This window comes from Symbiobacterium terraclitae, assembly GCF_017874315.1.
Classification (GTDB): Bacteria; Bacillota; Sulfobacillia; order Symbiobacteriales; family Symbiobacteriaceae; genus Symbiobacterium; species Symbiobacterium terraclitae.
In genome coordinates, this window is record NZ_JAGGLG010000001.1 from 235983 (window position 1) to 253941 (window position 17959).

A 17959-nucleotide genomic window follows, 5' to 3' on the forward strand; every position below is an offset into this window, starting at 1 on the left:
TGCCCCAAGCCCTCGGTGCGGGCGGCCGCGGAGCATAATCGCCACTGGGTATCGCCAACCTAAAGGCTGTCATCACCCAGTGGGAGGGTCCCGCCTGATGCAGCTCGACACAGCAGAGTGGGTCTATCTGGTGGCCGTGGGACTCCACCTCTTTTTCTTTGGGCTTTTCCTGCGCCTCTTATGGTGGAAGCGCTATGCAGACGTAACCTACTGGCGGCACCGGCCCGAGCTCTCTCTGGATCGGCTGGTCAAGCAGGCCCAGAGCATGGGGCAGGCGCTGCCGCGCTTCTCGCTGATCGTCCCCGCACGCAACGAGGCCGACGTCATCGAGCGGACAGTGGATCACCTGGCCGGCCTCACCTATCCACACGACCTCTACGAGGTGCTCGTGGTGACCGACGCGAAGGAGGAGCAGGCGGCCGCCCAGCGCCGCAGCACCGCGGTGGCGGATGCGGTGGCCGCGCTGCGGGAAAGGAGGATGCCCGCGCCTGACTCGACCGCGGGCGGCCTGGTGATGGCCCTCATCGCCGGCATGGCCCTGGACGGCATCGGCGAGGCCGCCCGCCGGCTCGGCCCGGACGAGGGAATCCAGCACCTGCGGCGCATCCCCGCGCCGCTGCTCAGGCCCATCATCTGGGAAGCGGCGCTGCGCCTCCTGCGCAAGGGCGCGGGCAGTCCCGAGTACCGCCTCCTGCGCACGCTGCGGTCCCGGCTGCCGGATCTGGGCCAGGAACCGCTGCAGCGCGCCTACGCGGCGCTGCTTTCGCTGGCGATACCCTGCGCGGTGGCCTTCGCCTCGCTGCGGGGCGAGGACGGCGCGGCGCTGGGGCGCCGGCTGGCCACGCTGGCCGCCCAGGCGCACCACTCGCTGACGCGGGAGCTGATCCAGTCGCTCTGTTCCGCCCTGGCCGCAGACCTGATGGTGCGGCTGGAGCGGCTGGCCGCCGACCCGCTGCTCGCGGAACGCCTCGCCGCGGCCTACCGGGAGGTCTACCCGACCACCCAGGACATCATGGCGCGCAAGGTGGCCGAGTACGCAGCCCGGCCCGCTGCGCCGGCGGTCCGGCACGTGGTGGTGCCTGTGGACTTCGACGGCCAGCTGAACGGCCGCTGCCTGGGCGTCACCGTGCCCTCCACCAAGGGCCGGGCCCTGAACTGGGCCCTGAGATTCATCGACGGGCGCTCGACCTGGTGCGGCTTTTACGACGCCGAAAGCCGGCCCGACAGCCGGGTGATGCTCTACCTGGCCCACCGGGTCCTGGAGGCCCGCCGGACCGACACGCCGCTGCCCCGCATCTTCCAGGGCCCCGTCTTCCAGGTGCGCAACTGGTACGACATGGGCGCGTTCTGCAAGCTGGCCTCCCTGTTCACGGCCATCAGCCACGAGTGGCACCTGCCGGTGGTCTACCGCTCCATCCCCTTCGTGGGCGGCACCAACGTCTTCGTCGAGACCCGCCTGCTGCACGAGATCGGCGGCTTCGACTCCTCGACCCTCACGGAGGATCTGGAGCTGGGAACCCGCGCCTGGCTCAAGGCCCGGGCCTGGCCCGAGTACCTGCCTTACCCCTCCAGCGAGCAGACGCCGCCGACGTTCATGGGCTTCTACCGCCAGCGCCTGCGCTGGGCCAGCGGCCACCTGCAGGTGATGCGCAAGATCCGCGCCGAGCAGCTCGGTACCCGGGAGCAGCGCCAGCGTCTTCTGCGGTCGCTCTGGTTCAAGGGGCAGGCCCAGTGGCTCTTCTACCAGGCGGCGACGCTGGTGCCGCTCACGGTCTTCATCCTCTGGACCATGGGGCTGGTGGACCCCACCGTGGTGCCGCCGGTGTGGCGCTACGGCCTCCACATGATGTCGGCCCTCTACATCGCCTTTGCCGTCTACCTGCTGCTGCGCTACCTGCGGTACGTGGACCCGACCAGCCGGCCGCTGATGTGGCTCGGGCAGCTGGGCGCCGTGGGCCAGATCCTCGTGCTGCCGCTGGCGGGCTTCCTCTTCCCGGTGCCCTACTTCAGCGCCCTCGTGCTGGCGGCGGCCGGCAAGGGCCCGAGCCACTGGGTCAAGACGCCGCGCACGAGGGAGTGATGCCTGTGGCTGTCCCAAGGGATCAGAACATCGCCGCCCGGCCGTACGCCGCCATCGGCGTCCTGACGGGGCTGCTGCTGCTCACCGGCTGCAGCGCCCGACCCCTGCCCGTCCGCCCCGCCGAGGCCATCGCGGCGGCCGCGGCGCACCCGGAGGTCGCGGCGTGGTACGAGGCGCACGCGGCCCCGCGCGTGCTGGAAGGACTGAGCCCCGCCGCCGCCCGGGGCCTCCAGCGCTTCAGGCCGGACGCGCTGGTGGACCTGGTCGGGGAGGGGCTCCTGGTGCGGTTCACCTCGGCTCTCGGGGAGCAGCCCCGGCGGGTCGAGGTGCTGGTGGATCAGACGGACGGACGCGTGCTGGGCGTGCGCATGGGCGGCGCCGGGTGGCGGGGCTGGCGCTGACTCAGCGCGCCGGCGGCGCTGGCTGGCGAAGACCGCGCGGGCTCACGCCGTCGCGGCGCCGTGCCTGCGATGCTGCAGGAACCACTGGTAGAGTTCGGGGTTGGCGTACGTCTGGGTCCAGGAATCGTGCGCCACCCCCGGGTAGAGCGTGAACTTGACCGGGGCGCCGACGGCTCGCAGGGCCTCCACCATCTGCGCCGACATCGCGGGCGGTACGATCTCGTCCTGGTCGCCGTGGAAGATCCAGAAGGGCAGGACCGCGTGCTCCGGGCGCACCCGCAGGGGGTTTCCCGCGCCGCAGATCGGGGCCACGGCGGCGAAGCGGTGCGGCGCGGTCAGGGCGAGGTCGAAGGCGCCCATGCCGCCCATGGAGAGCCCGGTCAGGTAGATGCGCTCCTCGTCCACCGCGTACGTGGCGCAGACCTCGTCCAGCAGCGCCAGCAGCACGTCTGCATCCCAGGTCTCCCCCTCCGGACACTGGGGCGAGACGACGATGAACGGGAAGTCCGCGGGCCGCTCCTCCGCCAGCCGGGGCGGCCCGTGCCGCTTCACCAGGCTGAGGTCGCTGCCGCGCTCGCCCGCGCCGTGCAGGAAGAGGATCAGCGGCCACCGCTGCGCCGGATCGGCGCCGTAACCCTCGGGCAGGAACAGCAGGTATCTGGCGCCGACCTGCTTCTGGATCACCCGTGTGAACGACCGGTCATGCTGCATCGGCGTCACCCTTTCTCGCCATAGTCCATTTCCCGCCACTCTTCGATAGGAATGATCTCAAACTCCACTATGGGGTCCGGCTCACCCCAGCGCAGCGGCACGCTGATCAACTGGCTCACCTGGGTCGGTTTGTCTGTGAGCGTGATCAGCCGGAACCAGAAGCGGGCGCGCCCTCGGCCCGGCTCCTCCCGGAAGTGGTTGAGAACGATCTCACCTGGCGTGTGCCCGGGCTCCGGGGCCAGCTCGATGAACAGGTCTTCCTCGGTCCGCTGCAGGCGGTAGCGCACGCCGCCACCCGCGCTCTGCCACTCCCCCCAGTCGGGCGGAACGCTGGTTCCGTCATGCAGCGCAGGGCCGCGCAGCGCTTTACGGCAGTGGCCCCGGAGGGCCATCGGCCAGCCCAGGTAGCGGTACCGGAAGGTGGGGCAGTGCAGCCAGCGCAGGTCGACGGTCGGGTACCAGACCAGCAGGACGCCGGGCGCATGCTCGAGCGGAGCCGGCGGCGGCGTCGGCTCCAGGCGCCAGCCGGTCTCCGGAAGGAGCTCCACCCCCTCGCCCCGCGCGTAGACCTCGGTCAGGCGCCACACGGTCCACGCCTCCGGCAGGACGACCGCGATCTCGTCCGGCGGCAGCACGCCTGCGACCTCTACGGACTCGATCACGACCGGGAGCGGCCCGCGATTGAGCACCTCGTACATGACCAGGGACGGGCTTCCGGGGATGCGATACATCGACCCGTCCCAGTGCAGGGGCGGGCGCCAGTACGCCAGCCCGACCGCCGCGGCGTAGGCCAACAGCGGCACCAGCAGGGCCAGCCAGGCGTACCGGCGAACCCACCGCCTCCGCCCCGGCAGCGTCTGCCAGCTCTGCTCCGAACCCCGATGTTCCATCTGAATCTTCCCTCCCCGTAAGGAGACGACACGGGGAGGGCTACGGTTGCGACCGGTTGGCGAGTGCGGCGAGGTCCACCCCCCGGAGGCGGCACCATTCGCCCACCAAGCCCGTGATGACAACCGGCTGCCGCTGGAGCGCGGCGAGGTCGCGTGCGCCGCAGAGCAGGCAGGCCGTCTGCAGGTCGGCCAGCAGCCCTTCCAGGTAGGCGCGCACGCCCGCCGCGCCCTCCCGCTGCTGCCGGGCCAGCACCGGCCCGGCGACGGCTACCGCCCGGGCGCCCAGCGCCAGGGCCTTGGCCGCGTCGGTGCCGTGGCGGATGCCGCCGCTGGCGATCAGCTCCAGCCCGGACAGGTCCAGCGCCGCCACCTCGGCCAGGGCGCAGGCCGCCGGCAGCCCCCAGCCCTCCAGCCCGGGGTCGCCCTCGACCACGCCCGCCCGGCGGTCCTCGATCCAGACGAAGTTGGTGCCGCCCCGGCCGGAGACGTCGATGGCGCGCACGCCGGCCTCGTAGAGCTGCCGGGCCGTCTCGCGCGACACGCCGAAGCCGCACTCCTTCACGACGACGGGCACGGAAAGCTCCTGGACGATGCGGGCGATGCGCTCCAGGCGCCCGCGGAAGTCCCGGTCGCCCTCCCGCATGCGCAGCTCCTGCGGGGCGTTGAGGTGAAGCTGCAGCAGGTCGGCCTCCACCATCTCGACCGCGGCGCGCGCCTGCTCCGGCGTGGCGTCGCTGCCCAGGTTGGCCAGGATGACGCCGCGCGGGTTGACACGCCGCACCACCCGGTAGCTCTCCACCACCTCCGGCTCCCGCAGCCCGGCGGTCTGCGAGCCCACGGCCATCGCCAGGCCCAGCTCCGCCGCCGCGGCGGCCAGGTCGCGGTTGATGGCCGTGACGCCCGGCGCCCCGCCGGTCATCGCATTGATCATGACCGGCCTGGCCAGGGGGACTCCGCAGATGGACGTGCGCAGATCGATCTCGTGGGTGGCCAGTTCGGGCAGGCTTCGGTGGACCAGGTGCACGTCCTCCCAGCCGGCGCCGCCGGCCCTCGCCCCGGGCCCGGCGACGGCCAGCCGCACGTGGTCGAGCTTGCGCCGCTGCCGTTCACTCATGCTGACTTCTCCCCTCCTGGGTGCCCGCCCGGGACCTCGTACGGCGGGTCCGCCCGGCCGTTCCCGCCCGCGACCCGCTCGGCCGCCGCGGCCGGTCCGGCGGGAACTCGAAGCCCACCTCCCCGCTCTCCTTCAGGACGAGGAAGGCGGCGAAGCTCCTGCCCGTGCGGGGCGAGGTGAAGCCCCTGATGAGCTGGCTCCGGCCGCGGGTGAGGATCTCCTCCGCCACGCTCCTGTCCACGACCTTGCCGCAGAGGTAGGCCGGGACCCGCAGGCTGCACCCCTCGCGCGCACAGGTCCAGCCCCGGCTTCCCTTGCGCACCGCCCCGCCGCAGCGGGGACAGGCCACTGCCAGCACGTCCGGCGCATCCCCCTCGTCCGGCGCGGCATCCGGCCCGGCCTCCGCGCCGTTCACCTGCACGCGCGCAGCACTCCCGCCCTCCGCCGGGACGGGGCTGCCGCCAGGCGCCGACCGGACCTGCGCCACCACCTGGGCCGTGAGCTCCCGGATCTCCTGCATGAACCGCCCGGGGTCGTACTCCCCGGCCTGGATCGCCGCGATGCGGCGCTCCCACTCGCCGGTCAGCTCTGGGCTGAGGAGCACCGCGGCGCCTGCGGCCTCCACCAGTTCCACCATGCGGCGCCCCTTGGGCGTGGGGAGCAGGGTCTTCTTCTCACTCCGGACGTATCCCACTTCCTTCAGCCGCTCGATGATCGCCGCCCGGGTGGCCGGGGTGCCCAGGCCGTGGCCCTTCATCGCCTCCCGGAGCGCTTCGTCCGTCACCTCGCGGCCGGCGTACTCCATCGCGGAAAGCAGCGTCGCCTCGGTGTACCGCCGCGGCGGCCGGGTGGTCCGCTCCCGGCTCTCCACCGCACCCACGGAGACGGGCTGGCCGTCCTCCAGCGGAGGCAGCACCTGCGGCGCGTCCTCCTCCTCCCCGGCCTCCGGATCCCTGCGGCGGGAACGGACCGGCTCGGGCTCGACCCGCCGCCAGCCCGGGTCCAGCACCTGCCGCCCCCGGCTGCGGAACCGGTCGGGATAGGGCCCGACCCGGGTGACCACCTCCTGCTCCAGGAAGCGGGCGTCGGGGTAGAACTGGGCCAGGAAGCGGCGGGCGATGAGGTCGTAGATCCTGGCCTCGGCCCCGGCCAGGCCCCGGGGCACGTCGGTGGTCGGGATGATCGCGTGGTGGTCGGTGACCCGGGCGTCGTCCACCACCCGGCGGTTGCCCCGGTGCACCCGCTTCACGTCAGCCTCGGCTGCGAGCGACGCCAGGTCGGGCAGGCCGCCCAGCGCCCGCACGACCCGCGGGAGCTCCGGTACCAGCGCGGCGGCCAGGTAGCGCGAGTCGGTGCGGGGGTAGGTGATGTGCTTCGCCTCGTAGAGGGCCTGAGCGGCCTTGAGCGTGGCCGCCGCCGTGAGCCCGTAGCGCCGGTTGGCCTCCCGCTGCAGGCTGGTCAGGTCGAAGAGCTGCGGCGGCCGCTCGGCGACGGGTTTCGCCTCGCAGGACTCCACGGCGCCCTGCGCCCCGTGCACCCGCTCCACGACGGCCTGCGCCGACTGGGCGTCCGGCAGCCGATCGCCCTCGGGTCGGAACCACTTGCCGGCATACCGCTGGCCGCCGGCCGTCACGAACTCGGCGATCACCTCCCAGTATGGCTCCGGACGGAAGGCCTCAATCTCCCGCTCCCGCCGGACCAGCATCGCCAGCGTGGGCGTCTGCACGCGGCCGGCGGAGAGCAGGTCGCCCCACTTCACGGTGAAGGCGCGGGTGGCGTTGATGCCCACCAGCCAGTCGCCCTCCGCCCGGCAGCGGGCCGACTGGTAGAGCCGGTCGTACTGCGCTTGGGGGCGCAGTTCGGCAAAGGCCTTCCGGATCGCCTCCGGCGTAAGGGCCGACACCCAGAGTCGCTGCACCGGGGCGCGGAGCCCCGCTGCCTGGCAGATGTAGCGGAAGATCAGCTCGCCCTCCCGGCCCGAGTCACAGGCGTTGATCAGGCGAGGTGCTTGCTTGCCGAGCCTGGCGAGCACCTGAAACTGCGCGCGGGTCCGCGGCAGCACCTTCAGGCGGAACGCATCGGGGATGATCGGCAGGGTGGCCATGGCCCAGCGCTTCCAGCGCGGATCGTACTCCTCCGGGGCCTGCAGCTCCACCAGGTGGCCGACGGCCCACGAGAGCAGGTAATCGGACGACTCCAGATAGCCCTCGCGCCGGCGGAAACCACCCAGCGCCTCGGCGATGGCCTGGGCGGCCGAGGGCTTCTCGGCGATGATCAACGGTTTGCCGGACAAGCTTTCCCACCTCAGAAACTATGTTCGCCTCCCCCCGGCCGAAGTCCTGCCTTGCTGGAACCCGCTTCCCTGATTCTGGATGTTCCCACCCCAGCCGCGCAAAAAGAGCCCGGCCCCCCGACGGGGGACCGGGCCCGGGTCACACGCTTACTCCTCGGCCTTCTCCTCAGCGGGGGACTCCGCGCCGGACTCGGCCTGAGCGGGGGCCTCAGCCTCCGCAGGAGTCTCGCTCTCGGTGGCCGCCACGTCCTCCAGGGGCGCCTCGCCCGTGAGCTCGTCCAGCGGGGTCACCTGGGCGGCAACCGCCTCGGCGGCCAGCTCCTCCTCAGCAGCACGCAGCGAGAGGCTGATCCGGCGGTTCTCGGCATCCACGCCGACGACCTTGACCTTCACCTGCTGGCCGATGGAGACGACCTCACCCGGGTTGTTGATCCGGCGGTCGGCCAGCTGGCTGATATGGATCAGACCGTCAACGCCGGGCTCCAGCTCGACGAAGGCGCCGAACGTCGCCAGGCGGGCCACGGTGCCCTCGACGATGGAACCCTCGGGGTACCGCTCCGCCACGGACTCCCAGGGATCGGGCAGCACCTGCTTCAGGCCCAGCGAGACCTTGCCCTTCTCGCGGTCGAGCCGCAGGACCTTGACCTTGATCTGCTCGCCCTCCTTCAGGACCTGGGAGGGGTGCTTGATGCGGCCGTAGGACATCTCGGAGATGTGCAGCAGGCCGTCCACGCCACCGAGGTCGATGAAGGCGCCGAAATCGGTGAGGGACTTGACGGTGCCCTCCAGGACCGCGCCCTCCTCGACGGACTCCCAGAAGGCCTTCCGCCGGGCTTCACGCTCGGCCTCGATCACCTGCTTGCGGGAGAGGATGACGCGCCCCTTGTGCGGATCCAGCTCGATGATCTTCGCCCGGATCTTCTGGCCGACGAACTTGGACAGGTCGGCCACAAAGCCGCGGTCTACCTGCGACGCGGGCAGGAAGGCACGCAGTCCGAGATCCACGACCAGGCCGCCCTTGACGGCCTCGGTCACCTCGGCCTCGATGACCTCACCCGACTCGAACTTCCGCTCGATCTCCGCCCAGGCCAGGCGCTCGTCGGCGCGGCGCTTGCTGATGCGCAGGCCGCCCTCGCCCTTGGCGTCGACGCTCAGGACGACCACCTGCACCTCGTCGCCGACCTTGAGCCCGGCCTCCTCCGCGCTGCGCAGCGGGCGGTGGGACAGCTCGTTCAGCGGGATGATGCCCTCGGACTTGTACCCGACGTCCACCATGATCGAGTCCTCGCTCACGCGTACGACCTGCCCCGTGACCATCTCGCCCGGCTTGGGCACTCGCAGGGCAGCCTCCATTTCGGCGCGGGCTTGGGCTTCGTCCATGGTCTCGTTCTCCCTACCCTGGTTGTCAAACTCCTGCACGATCGTAGACCTCCTCGATGGCTCGGAAACGGGTGCGGCACCGGCGCGACCGACTCGAACCATACATTACCTTCCAGATTCGCATTATGATAACCGGCCCCGGGCGGCGGCTTACCCAAACCTGACTCCACCCTCTACGGCGATCCCCGGCCCTGGGCCCTGGGAAGGCCCGGCGGGTCCAGCAGGTGGCTGATGGCGTCTGCGATGGCCTCGCTGGCCTGCTCCAGCGTCGCGCCGTTCAGCTTGCTGTCGCGGAACCGCTCGAGATCGACCGGCGGCCCGAACCGGATGCGGACCGGGCTGAACAGCCGGTAGGTGGACGTGATGCCCACGGGGATGACGGGCACACCCGACTTCAGGGCGATGTAGGCGGTGCCCGGCTCAGGTTTCTTCAGCTCGCCCGTGGGCGAACGGGTTCCCTCAGGGAAGATGCCGAAGCACTTGCCCTCGGCGAGCAGGGAGAGGGCGTGTTTCAGCGAGGCCCGGTCGGCGCTGCCGCGCCTCACCGGAAAGGCGCCCAGCCCCCGGATGAGAAACCGCAGAAAGGCGGACCGGAACAGCTCCTCCTTGGCCATGAAGCAGACGGGCCGCGGGCTGGCGATGCCGATGATCAGAGGGTCCTGCGCGTTGATGTGGTTGCCACAGAGGATGACGCCGCCTGTGGCGGGGATGTTCTCCACCCCCTCCGCCTCGATGCGGTAGATGAGGTGGTAGAGCGTTCCCACCACGGCCTTGCCAAAACCGTAAAGCCACATGGCTACGCCCTCCGGCAGTGGCCCAGGATTTCTGCGACGACCTCTTCAATCTCCTTGCCGGTGGTATCGATCACGATCGACTCCGGCAACTGCATCAGCGAGTGGGCACCCTTGTTCATATCTTGCTCATCCCGGCGGGCGATCTCGGCCTCCACCTGCCCGAGCTCGGCCTGGTGGCCCTCGGCGCGCAGCTGCAGCTGTCGCCGGCGGGCCCGCTCCTGCAGCGAGGCCGTGATGAAGAACTTCAGGTCGGCGTCCGGCAGCACGTAGGAGCCGATGTCCCGGCCGTCCATGACCACGCCGCCCGAGCGGGCCATCGCCCGCTGCTGCTCGATCATCAGGGCACGCAGCTCCGGGACGGCCGAGACCCGGGATACGATGGCGGAGACGGCGGGCGAGCGGATCTCGGCCGTGACGTCCTCCCCGTCCAGGAGAACCCGGTTGCCGCCGTCGGCCGTGCGCTCCAGCCGCACCTCCGTGGTCGCCCCCATGGCGGCGAGCGCCTCCCGGTCCGTCTCGGCGATCCCCAGGCGCAGAGCTTTCAGCGCCAGTGCCCGGTACATGGCGCCGGTGTCGACGTAGAGGTAGCCGAGCCGGCGCGCGACGATCTTCGCCAGCGTACTCTTGCCGGCGCCGGCAGGACCGTCCATGGCGATGACGAGTTCGCGGGGCCTGCTGGCCTCTGTCAAGGTACGATACCACTCCAATCGCCCGGTCGCCGGGATCCGGTCGGATCCGGCGCGGGCGCAACTCATTGCTATATGCACTTGTACATGGTGGCGGAGACTCCCTTCCTTAGATTAGCAGACCCGAATTGCTTCGTCAAACTGGCACAGATCTACAGGAGTGCAAAAAGGGAGCGCCCCAGCGTGCGCTCCCCTCTGCGTCCTTATTGGCCGGAACGCCGGATCCAGTCGCTGACCTCCTGGACGGGTACCCCCTCCAGCGCCGAAATCAGGCCGAACCGCCCCAGGCCCAGGGACTGGGCGAGGCCGAGGACGACCAGCCCGAGCACGACCAGCCGCATCAGGACCCGCTCCACCCGGTCCGCCAGGCTGCCGTGCCGGTCCTGAAAGGACTCGATCGCCTCCCTCTCCGCCTCCGCCCGCCAATCCGTCCGCGCTGCCGGTCGGTCCACCCCTGGGCCACCTCCTGTCCACGCCTATCTTATGTGGAGGTAACCCTCATTATGCGTCGCTCTCCTCCCCGCCATACAGGGCCGCACCGGGTTTTCGGCGCCATCCCGCACCCCGGGGTGCGGTGCGGAGGCCGGAGCGGCCGGGGACGGCGGGGGCGGGCAGGTCGCGCAGCAGCGGCTCCAGCGCCGCCCGCACCGCCTCGGGGCCGAAGCCGCGCCGGGCGAGGTAACCGGCCAGCCGCCGCCCGGCCGTCAGGCGGTCCACCTGGCCCATTCGCCTCAGGCGGGCCGCAGCCACCGCACGGGCCTGCTCCACGGCCTCCTCCTCGCCCCGCTCCTCCTGAACCACCGCCGCGGCTACAGCCCGGTCCACGCCCTTGCGGGCGAGGTCGGCCAGCAGCCGCCGGGCACCGAAGTCCGGGTGGGACCGCACGTAATTGGCCGCGAAGGCGCGGTCGTCGAGCCAGCCTGCGTCCGCCAGGCGCGCGACAACCCGCTCCACCGTCTCGGGCGGGTAGGTGCGGCCCAGCCGGCGGGCGAGCTCCCGCCGGGTCCGGGGCGCCGCAGCCAGCAGCCGCAGCCCGGCTTCCCAGGCCTGCTTCTCCAGGTCGAGGGCGTAAGCCTGCCAGAGCGCTTCCCCGTCCACGTCCTGGCCCACCTTGAGGCGGCAGCGCAGGATGGTCTCCAGGTGGAGCCCCAGGACGAACTCGCCGTCGACGAAGAGCGAGCGCCGCTCGGGGTCGCGCTGCTCCTCGAGCGCGGTGATGCGGCCGGAGACGGCGCGCAGCGCCTCCGGGTCCACCGGCCTGCGCCCGGTCCCCTTACGCCGGCGGGGACCGGCGCTGCCGGTCCCCCTCTGGTCACGCATCGTAGTCCGGGACGTCGTCCGTCGCCGACCTGACCGGCGCCGCCCCGACCATCAGCCGCTCCCTGATCTTCTGCTCGATCTCCGCAGCCACCTCAGGGTGCTGCCTCAGCCACTCGCGGGCGTTCTCCTTGCCCTGGCCGATGCGCTGGTCGCCGTAGGAGAACCAGGCGCCCGACTTGACGATGACCGGCGGGTTCAGCTCCACGCCGATGTCGATCAGGCTGCCTTCCTTGGAGATGCCCTGGCCGTAGAGGATGTCGAACTCGGCCTGCTTGAAGGGCGGGGCGACCTTGTTCTTCACGACCTTGACGCGCGTGCGGGAGCCGACCACCTCCTGGCCGTTCTTCAGGGTCTCGGACTTCCGCACCTCGAGCCGCACCGTGGCATAGAACTTCAGGGCTCGGCCGCCCGGCGTGGTCTCGGGGTTGCCGAACATCACGCCGACCTTCTCGCGGATCTGGTTGATGAAGATGCAGACGCACTTGGACTTGGAGATCGCGCCGGTCAGCTTGCGCAGCGCCTGCGACATGAGGCGGGCCTGCAGGCCGACGAACGAGTCGCCCATCTCGCCCTCGATCTCGGCCTTGGGCACCAGCGCCGCGACCGAGTCGACCACGACCACGTCCACCGCGCCGGAGCGCACCAGCGTCTCGGTGATCTCGAGCGCCTGCTCGCCGGTGTCGGGCTGGGAGATCAGCAGGTTGTCGATGTCGACCCCCAGGGCCCTGGCGTAGACCGGGTCCAGGGCGTGCTCCGCGTCGACGAAGGCCGCCACGCCGCCCGCCTTCTGCGCCTCGGCGATGACGTGCAGCGCCACCGTCGTCTTGCCAGAGGACTCGGGGCCGTAGATCTCCGTGATCCGGCCGCGGGGCAGGCCGCCGACGCCCAGCGCCACGTCCAGCGCCACGGAGCCGGTGGGGATCACCTCGATGTTCAGCTTGGCCATCTGCTCGCCGAGCCGCATGATCGAACCCTTGCCGAACTGCTTCTCAATCTGGGCCAGGGCCATCTCTATGGCCTTCTGCTTTCCCGCTTCCAGTGCCATTCGTCCCGAATCCTCCCAGCCAATATTTGCCAAACCGCCTGCCTTCAGTATAGGCCACCCACCGCTGCCTGACAAGCCTGTGCGCGGCTACTCCCCGCGCATCAGTTCGGCCGCTGCCAGCACCGTGTACCGCGGGCCGGCCGGCATCAGGTCGCTGCGCATCAGGACCAGCCGCTCCACCGGCCACGACCCGTAGGAGACCGCCGGCGCCGCCAGGCACTCCTGCAGTGAGCGGGGGAGCACCGCCCCCCGGCGCACCCGCCCGAGGGTCAGGTGGGGAAGGAACGGCCGCGCCTCCCGGGCGAAGCCGCACGCCGCCAGTTCGTTTTCCACCTTCCGGGCCAGGGCCACCAGCCGGTCACGCCCCTCGCCCGTCCCCGCCCACAGCACGGACGGGCGGGAAGGGCTGGGAAAGGCGCCGAGCCCCGCCACCTCCAGCCGGAAGGGGCGGGTGGCTGCCGCCGCGCGGCGCAGGGCGCCCGCAGCCACCTCGACGTCGGCGGGCCCGATCTCCCCGAAGAACCGCAGGGTGAAGTGGAACTGGTGCGAGGGCACCCACTTGACCTGATCTGCGTCGCGGCCCAGGGCCTGCCGCAGCCGCCCCTGCGCCCCCTCCAGCGCCCGCCGTACGGCCGGCGCCGGCACCTCCACCGCGGCAAAACACCGGATCATCGCCATCCCCCACGGATACGGGGAACTCCCCGCCAGTTCTCTGGTTCTCTTCGCAGGTTCGACGCCCCGGGGCGTGATTCCTTCAGTCTGCGCACGAAAACCGGAACATCCGTTCGAAAACCCGCTTTGTGTGTGAATGGTATTCGACTGAACCTCTGCCACCAGCGCTTCGTGTACAGGTAGAGAAACACTCTTACGGGAGAGATCGCTGTATGGAAGCGCCGCGCAGCCCGATCGGGGTCAACCCTGCCGACCTGGAGGCGGAGCTGGCGGCCCGCAAGGCCGCCCACCGCGCGCAGGTGGATATCCTGAAGGCCAGGCTGTCCGAGGCCGCAGGGCGTGCGGCCGAGCTGAGGCAGCGGCGCTACCGGCTCACGGCGGAGCGCGACCGGCTGGACGAGGAGATCCGCCAGGCGCTGGAGGCCTTCGCCCGATCGGAATCCGAGTTCGAGGCCCGCCGCCGGGAGGTGCTCGAGCGGCACCAACGGGAGCGCGCCGACCGCGAGGCGGCCCTGGCAGCGGCGCGCCGCGAGCGCGACAGCTGGATCGCCCTCGAGCGGCAGATCGCCGAGGGCATCCTGGCCGCGGTGGAGCCCTTCCTCCAGCTGCAGGCGTACCTGCGGGAGCAGGAAGGGGGCGAGGGCTGATGCCGGATTCCGGCAACCGCCGGCTGCGGCGGACGCTCTGGGGAATCGCCCTGTCCGAGGCCCAGCGCCGGCTGCGGGAGCAGGAGGAACAGTCCGCCCTGGAGCTGCGCCAGCTCCGGGAGGCTATCGACCAGGTGAAGGCCGAGGAGGCGGATCTGCAGGCGCAGTGCGCGGCGCTGGAGGAGCAGGTGCGCGACGCCCGCACCCGGCTGGAGCAGCTCCGCACCGGGCTCGACCGCCACCAGGCGATGGCGCCCATCCAGGAGCTGGTGCTGGCGCGGGAGATCGCCGACCTGGAGGAGGAGCACGCCCGCCGCATGGCGGCGCTGCAGGCCGAGCAAGAGCGCATCCGGGCAGAGATCGCCGGGCGGCGCGCCTCTCTGCACCGGTGGGTCCAGAGCCTCCTGGCCTCCGTGGCCGAGCGGGGAACGCGTTAAGGGGGCGGCACCCGCGGTTGCCGTCCCCCTCACGCCCGTCTTCGGCCTCCTCAGCCGCTCTCGAGCGGCCGCCCCTCGCCTCCCGTAAGCACCCAGGCCCGTACCTCGCACTCCTCCATGCCCGAGGAGACCAGGGGGTCTGCCGCCGCGACGGCCTCCGCCTCGGCCAAGGAGTCCGCCCGGATGATCGTCATGCCGCCGCTGCGGTCGGCGAAGGGCCCGCAGAGCACCAGCTGCCCCCGCTCCTGCAGCCGCCGCAGGTGTGCGTAGTGGGCCTGCAGGAGCTCGGGCGTGATCGTGCACCCCGGCTTGCGGGTCAGCCGGATCATGTAGCAGGTCTCCATCTCATTACCTCCCCCCTGCCATCGTACCGGCCCGACGCGGCCGGAAACAGGGACAAGGCGGCCCCCGACCGTCCGAAAACGGTCAGGGGCCGCGGCGTTCCGCCCCGCTAGCGCGGCTTGGCAGGTTCGATGTTCACCTGGTACCCGCGGATCGTCGCACCCTGCATCGCCTGCATCACCTGGCCGGCCACATCCTTCGGCACCTCGACGAAGGTAAACCGGTCGTAGATGTTGATCAGGCCGATGACGGAGCCCGGGATGTTGGCCTCCTGGGCGATGGTGCGCACGATGTCGGCCGGCTGGATCGACTGGGCCCGCCCGACGTTGAGGAAGAAGCGGACCATACCGGCCTCGGCGCCGGTGTCGCCGAAGTCGGTCTGGGCCGCCGCCTGGGACGGCTTGCCCTCGCCGGAGACCAGCTTCAGGGCGGCGGCGACCAGGTCGCTGGGGTCGTACTCGGCCATCAGGTCCTCGGCCATCTGCTTGAACTCGCCCAGCTGGTTCTCCTCGAGGACCTTGATCAGCTTCTCCTTCAGCTGCTCCCGCTGCTTCTCGGCCACGTCAGTCAGCGACGGCACCGGGCGGCGCTGCAGACGCGTCTTGATCACCCGCTCGATCAGGCGGAGCTGCGGGAACTCGCGCGGCGTCACCAGCGTGACGGCGGTGCCGGTGCGGCCGGCCCGGCCCGTGCGGCCGATGCGGTGGACGTAGCTCTCGGGGTCCTGGGGGATATCGTAGTTGAACACGTGGGTGACGTCGGAGATGTCGAGCCCGCGCGCCGCCACGTCGGTCGCGACCAGAAGCTCGATGTAGCCCTCCCGGAACCGGCTCATCACGCGGTTGCGCTGCGCCTGGTTCATGTCGCCGTGGATGCCCTCGGCCTGGTAGCCGCGGGCCTGCAGCGCCTCCACCAGCTCGTCGACGCCCTTCTTGGTGCGGCAGAAGCAGATGCCCCGCTCCACGTTCTCGATGTCGAGGATGCGCGTCAGCGCCTCGGTCTTGAACGAGGGCCGGACCTCGTAGAAGTACTGGTCGATCTGCGGCACGGTGAGCTGCTGCGGCGTCACCGAGATGGTGATGGGATCGCGCATGTAGCGGCCGGCCAGCCGGCGGATCTCGGGCGGCATCGTCGCCGAGAAGAGCAGGGTCTGCCGCTCGGCAGGGGTGGCCTGCAGGATCTTCTCGATGTCGTCGATGAAGCCCATGTCGAGCATCTCGTCGGCCTCGTCCAGCACCACGATGCGCACCTGGGAGAGGTCCAGCGTGCCGCGCCCCAGGTGATCCAGGATGCGGCCCGGCGTGCCGATGACCACGTCGACCCCGAACCGGAGCGAACGGATCTGCCGCTCGATGGACTGGCCGCCGTAGATGGCGATCGTTTTCACCCGCGCGTACTTGCCGATCTTGGTGATCTCCTCGGCCACCTGAATCGCCAGCTCGCGGGTCGGCGTGAGGACGATCGCCTGCACGGCCCGCAGCTTGGGATCCCAGCGTTCGACGATCGGTACGCCGAAGGCCGCGGTCTTGCCCGTGCCGGTCTGCGCCTGGCCGATCACGTCCCTGCCCTGGAGCAGCGAGGGAATCGCCTGCTCCTGGATAGGCGAGGGCTCCTCAAACCCCATATCGTCCAGTGCCTTGAGCACCTTCTCCGAAAGTTCCAGGTCCCGGAACGTCAACTTGGTCTCAGCCATCTCATCTCTCCTCATTCCCAGGCCCCTACACCCATGTTCAATACATTTTACCTCACCCTTGCCTGGTAGTGAAGAGCCATGTTCGAAGACTCACATTTCCAGGGGCGGGCCTCAGCGTCGGGGCGCTGGGCATCAGACGCGCCCGGAGGAGCCGAAGAGGCGCATCTTCGCCCGGGTGACCTCCTTCACCTTCTGGCGGGCGGGGGCCACCAGGTGGCGCGGGTCGTCCACCCCGGGCTTCTTCTCCAGTGTCTCCCGGATGCCCTCGACGAACGCGAGCTTCAGCTCCGTGCCGATGTTGATCTTCGAAACGCCCGCCGCGATCGCGTCGCGGATCATGTGGTCGGGCGTGCCGGAGCCGCCGTGCAGCACCAGGAAGCAGTCGGGCGCAACGGCCTTGACGGCGTCGTGGATGCGCTTCAGGCGGGGGATGTCCAGCTTCGGCTCGCCCTTGTAGAGGCCGTGGGCGTTCCCGATGGCCACGGCCACCGCGTCGACGCCGGTGTCCTGGACGAACCGGGCCGCCTCCTCGGGCTCGGTCATGGTCGCCTCGGCGTCGCTGACGACGATGTTCTCCTCGACGCCGCCGATCTTGCCGATCTCGCCCTCCACGGTCGCGCCGACGGCGTGGGCCATGGCGACCACCTGCCGGGTGATGGCCACGTTCTGCTCGTACGCGTAGTGCGAGGCGTCCACCATCACCGACTTGAAGCCGGCCACGATGCACTGGGTGGCCATCTCGAAGGACGGGCCGTGGTCCAGGTGGGCGACGATGGGCACCGGCGCCTGCTCGGCCAGCGCCTTGATGATCTCGGTGATGGGCTTCAGGCCCGCGTACTTGATGGCGCCTTCGGAGACGATCAGGATGGCCGGGGAGCGCTCCTCGACCGCGGCCTCAATCACGCCCTGGATGGTCTCCAGGTTCTGCACGCCGAAGGCGCCGACGGCGTACCCGCCTTTCTCGGCATCGGCGCAGACTTCACGCAGGGTAACAAGCGGCATGGTGCTTACCTCCAATGACTTCACGTTTACTTCACGTTCTTCAGGCGCATGAGGTCGTCGGCGAACATGCGGGCCGAGCCCAGGTTGGTGGCTACCGGGATGTCGCGCACGTCGCAGAGGCGCAGGAGGCCCTGCACGTCCGGCTCGTGGGGCATGGCGGTGAGCGGGTCCCGCAGGAAGATCACCATGTCCAGTTGGCCGGTGGCCACCAGGGAGCCGATCTGCTGGTCGCCCCCCAGCGGTCCCGAGAGGAAGCAGTGGATCTGCAGGCCGGTGTGCTCCGCGATCAGCTTCCCCGTCGTCCCGGTCGCAAACAGTTCATGCCCCTCGAAGGCCGACTTGTGCTCCGCCACGTACTTCAGCATGTCCTGCTTGCGGTTGTCGTGTGCAATGAGGGCGATGCGCATCGGCATACCTCCTCCCGAAACTAGATTCCGCCCCCCACCGCAGCG

General features: G+C 70.6%; 19 protein-coding genes. 4 read left to right on the forward strand and 15 right to left on the reverse strand.

Annotation, left to right across the window (positions count from 1 at the left end):
* The first annotated feature begins 97 nt into the window (after positions 1–97).
* Both J2Z79_RS01195 and J2Z79_RS01200 read left to right on the forward strand, forming a co-directional pair.
* Positions 98–2080, forward strand: coding sequence for a glycosyltransferase family 2 protein (locus tag J2Z79_RS01195; RefSeq protein WP_209465005.1), 1983 nt, complete (start codon positions 98–100; stop codon positions 2078–2080).
* Between the two features lie 5 nt (positions 2081–2085).
* Positions 2086–2481: a hypothetical protein gene (locus J2Z79_RS01200; RefSeq protein WP_209465006.1), complete on the forward strand. Its 396-nt coding sequence runs from the start codon at positions 2086–2088 to the stop codon at positions 2479–2481.
* Positions 2482–2523: 42 nt separating this feature from the next.
* On the opposite strand, the gene J2Z79_RS01205 is transcribed toward J2Z79_RS01200, so the two are convergent.
* The 11 genes from J2Z79_RS01205 to thpR all read right to left on the reverse strand — a co-directional run bounded on the left by J2Z79_RS01205 (position 2524) and on the right by thpR (position 13386).
* Positions 2524–3192 (reverse strand): carboxylesterase family protein, encoded by a 669-nt coding sequence (locus tag J2Z79_RS01205; RefSeq protein WP_245301799.1) that lies wholly within the window; start codon positions 3190–3192, stop codon positions 2524–2526.
* Positions 3193–3197: 5 nt separating this feature from the next.
* Positions 3198–4082 (reverse strand): hypothetical protein, encoded by an 885-nt coding sequence (locus J2Z79_RS01210; protein ID WP_209465008.1) that lies wholly within the window; start codon positions 4080–4082, stop codon positions 3198–3200.
* A gap of 40 nt (positions 4083–4122) precedes the next feature.
* A complete protein-coding gene (gene fni, locus J2Z79_RS01215; protein ID WP_209465009.1) occupies positions 4123–5196 on the reverse strand; it encodes a type 2 isopentenyl-diphosphate Delta-isomerase in 1074 nt (357 codons plus the stop codon).
* Entirely contained in the window at positions 5189–7489 is a 2301-nt protein-coding gene (locus tag J2Z79_RS01220) for a type IA DNA topoisomerase (RefSeq protein WP_209465010.1), read from the reverse strand. Before J2Z79_RS01220 ends, fni begins: the two co-directional genes overlap by 8 nt.
* Positions 7490–7636: 147 nt before the next feature.
* Complete coding sequence (gene rpsA / locus J2Z79_RS01225) at positions 7637–8908, reverse strand: 30S ribosomal protein S1 (RefSeq protein ID WP_209465011.1); 1272 nt, start codon at positions 8906–8908, stop codon at positions 7637–7639.
* 134 nt (positions 8909–9042) lie between these two features.
* On the reverse strand, positions 9043–9663 hold the full coding sequence (locus J2Z79_RS01230) for a lysophospholipid acyltransferase family protein (protein ID WP_209465012.1): 621 nt from the start codon (positions 9661–9663) through the stop codon (positions 9043–9045).
* A 2-nt stretch (positions 9664–9665) separates the two neighbouring features.
* A complete protein-coding gene (gene cmk / locus J2Z79_RS01235) occupies positions 9666–10352 on the reverse strand; it encodes a (d)CMP kinase (protein ID WP_280953531.1) in 687 nt (228 codons plus the stop codon).
* A gap of 200 nt (positions 10353–10552) precedes the next feature.
* A complete protein-coding gene (locus J2Z79_RS01240) occupies positions 10553–10801 on the reverse strand; it encodes a hypothetical protein (RefSeq protein ID WP_209465014.1) in 249 nt (82 codons plus the stop codon).
* Positions 10802–10850: 49 nt separating this feature from the next.
* Positions 10851–11669 carry a regulatory protein RecX gene (locus J2Z79_RS01245; RefSeq protein ID WP_209465015.1) on the reverse strand — a complete coding sequence of 273 codons (819 nt, stop codon included), beginning with the start codon at positions 11667–11669 and terminating at the stop codon, positions 10851–10853.
* Positions 11662–12714, reverse strand: coding sequence for a recombinase RecA (recA, locus tag J2Z79_RS01250; RefSeq protein ID WP_209465016.1), 1053 nt, complete (start codon positions 12712–12714; stop codon positions 11662–11664). Before recA ends, J2Z79_RS01245 begins: the two co-directional genes overlap by 8 nt.
* Positions 12715–12801: 87 nt before the next feature.
* Positions 12802–13386 carry an RNA 2',3'-cyclic phosphodiesterase gene (gene thpR, locus J2Z79_RS01255; protein ID WP_209465017.1) on the reverse strand — a complete coding sequence of 195 codons (585 nt, stop codon included), beginning with the start codon at positions 13384–13386 and terminating at the stop codon, positions 12802–12804.
* A 212-nt stretch (positions 13387–13598) separates the two neighbouring features.
* Between thpR and J2Z79_RS01260 the strand changes: the two genes are divergently transcribed.
* The gene (locus J2Z79_RS01260; protein ID WP_209465018.1) at positions 13599–14033 is read left to right on the forward strand and encodes a hypothetical protein; all 435 of its coding nucleotides are present in this window, start codon (positions 13599–13601) and stop codon (positions 14031–14033) included.
* Positions 14033–14470 carry a hypothetical protein gene (locus J2Z79_RS01265; RefSeq protein ID WP_209465019.1) on the forward strand — a complete coding sequence of 146 codons (438 nt, stop codon included), beginning with the start codon at positions 14033–14035 and terminating at the stop codon, positions 14468–14470. Before J2Z79_RS01260 ends, J2Z79_RS01265 begins: the two co-directional genes overlap by 1 nt.
* Before the next feature lie 50 nt (positions 14471–14520).
* Here the strand turns inward: J2Z79_RS01265 and J2Z79_RS01270 are convergent, their stop codons facing one another.
* The 4 genes from J2Z79_RS01270 to J2Z79_RS01285 form a co-directional block, all read right to left on the reverse strand.
* Positions 14521–14814 (reverse strand): YciI family protein, encoded by a 294-nt coding sequence (locus tag J2Z79_RS01270; protein WP_209465020.1) that lies wholly within the window; start codon positions 14812–14814, stop codon positions 14521–14523.
* Positions 14815–14921: 107 nt separating this feature from the next.
* Positions 14922–16505, reverse strand: coding sequence for a DEAD/DEAH box helicase (locus J2Z79_RS01275; protein ID WP_209465021.1), 1584 nt, complete (start codon positions 16503–16505; stop codon positions 14922–14924).
* Positions 16506–16637: 132 nt separating this feature from the next.
* Positions 16638–17507, reverse strand: a complete 870-nt coding sequence (locus tag J2Z79_RS01280) for a class II fructose-bisphosphate aldolase (RefSeq protein ID WP_209465022.1) — start codon at positions 17505–17507, stop codon at positions 16638–16640.
* Positions 17508–17533: 26 nt separating this feature from the next.
* On the reverse strand, positions 17534–17914 hold the full coding sequence (locus tag J2Z79_RS01285; RefSeq protein WP_209465023.1) for a methylglyoxal synthase: 381 nt from the start codon (positions 17912–17914) through the stop codon (positions 17534–17536).
* Between the last annotated feature and the right edge of the window lie 45 nt (positions 17915–17959).

Coding starts and splice junctions, on each gene's coding strand:
- J2Z79_RS01270 (WP_209465020.1), bottom strand. CDS start 14,814: ATGGAGACCTGCTACATGATCCGGCTGACCCGCAAGCCGGGGTGCACG.
- J2Z79_RS01230 (WP_209465012.1), bottom strand. CDS start 9,663: ATGTGGCTTTACGGTTTTGGCAAGGCCGTGGTGGGAACGCTCTACCAC.
- fni (WP_209465009.1), bottom strand. CDS start 5,196: ATGAGTGAACGGCAGCGGCGCAAGCTCGACCACGTGCGGCTGGCCGTC.
- J2Z79_RS01195 (WP_209465005.1), top strand. CDS start 98: ATGCAGCTCGACACAGCAGAGTGGGTCTATCTGGTGGCCGTGGGACTC.
- J2Z79_RS01245 (WP_209465015.1), bottom strand. CDS start 11,669: ATGCGTGACCAGAGGGGGACCGGCAGCGCCGGTCCCCGCCGGCGTAAG.
- J2Z79_RS01275 (WP_209465021.1), bottom strand. CDS start 16,505: ATGGCTGAGACCAAGTTGACGTTCCGGGACCTGGAACTTTCGGAGAAG.
- J2Z79_RS01205 (WP_245301799.1), bottom strand. CDS start 3,192: ATGCAGCATGACCGGTCGTTCACACGGGTGATCCAGAAGCAGGTCGGC.
- recA (WP_209465016.1), bottom strand. CDS start 12,714: ATGGCACTGGAAGCGGGAAAGCAGAAGGCCATAGAGATGGCCCTGGCC.
- thpR (WP_209465017.1), bottom strand. CDS start 13,386: ATGATCCGGTGTTTTGCCGCGGTGGAGGTGCCGGCGCCGGCCGTACGG.
- J2Z79_RS01280 (WP_209465022.1), bottom strand. CDS start 17,507: ATGCCGCTTGTTACCCTGCGTGAAGTCTGCGCCGATGCCGAGAAAGGC.
- J2Z79_RS01265 (WP_209465019.1), top strand. CDS start 14,033: ATGCCGGATTCCGGCAACCGCCGGCTGCGGCGGACGCTCTGGGGAATC.
- J2Z79_RS01260 (WP_209465018.1), top strand. CDS start 13,599: ATGGAAGCGCCGCGCAGCCCGATCGGGGTCAACCCTGCCGACCTGGAG.
- J2Z79_RS01210 (WP_209465008.1), bottom strand. CDS start 4,082: ATGGAACATCGGGGTTCGGAGCAGAGCTGGCAGACGCTGCCGGGGCGG.
- J2Z79_RS01285 (WP_209465023.1), bottom strand. CDS start 17,914: ATGCGCATCGCCCTCATTGCACACGACAACCGCAAGCAGGACATGCTG.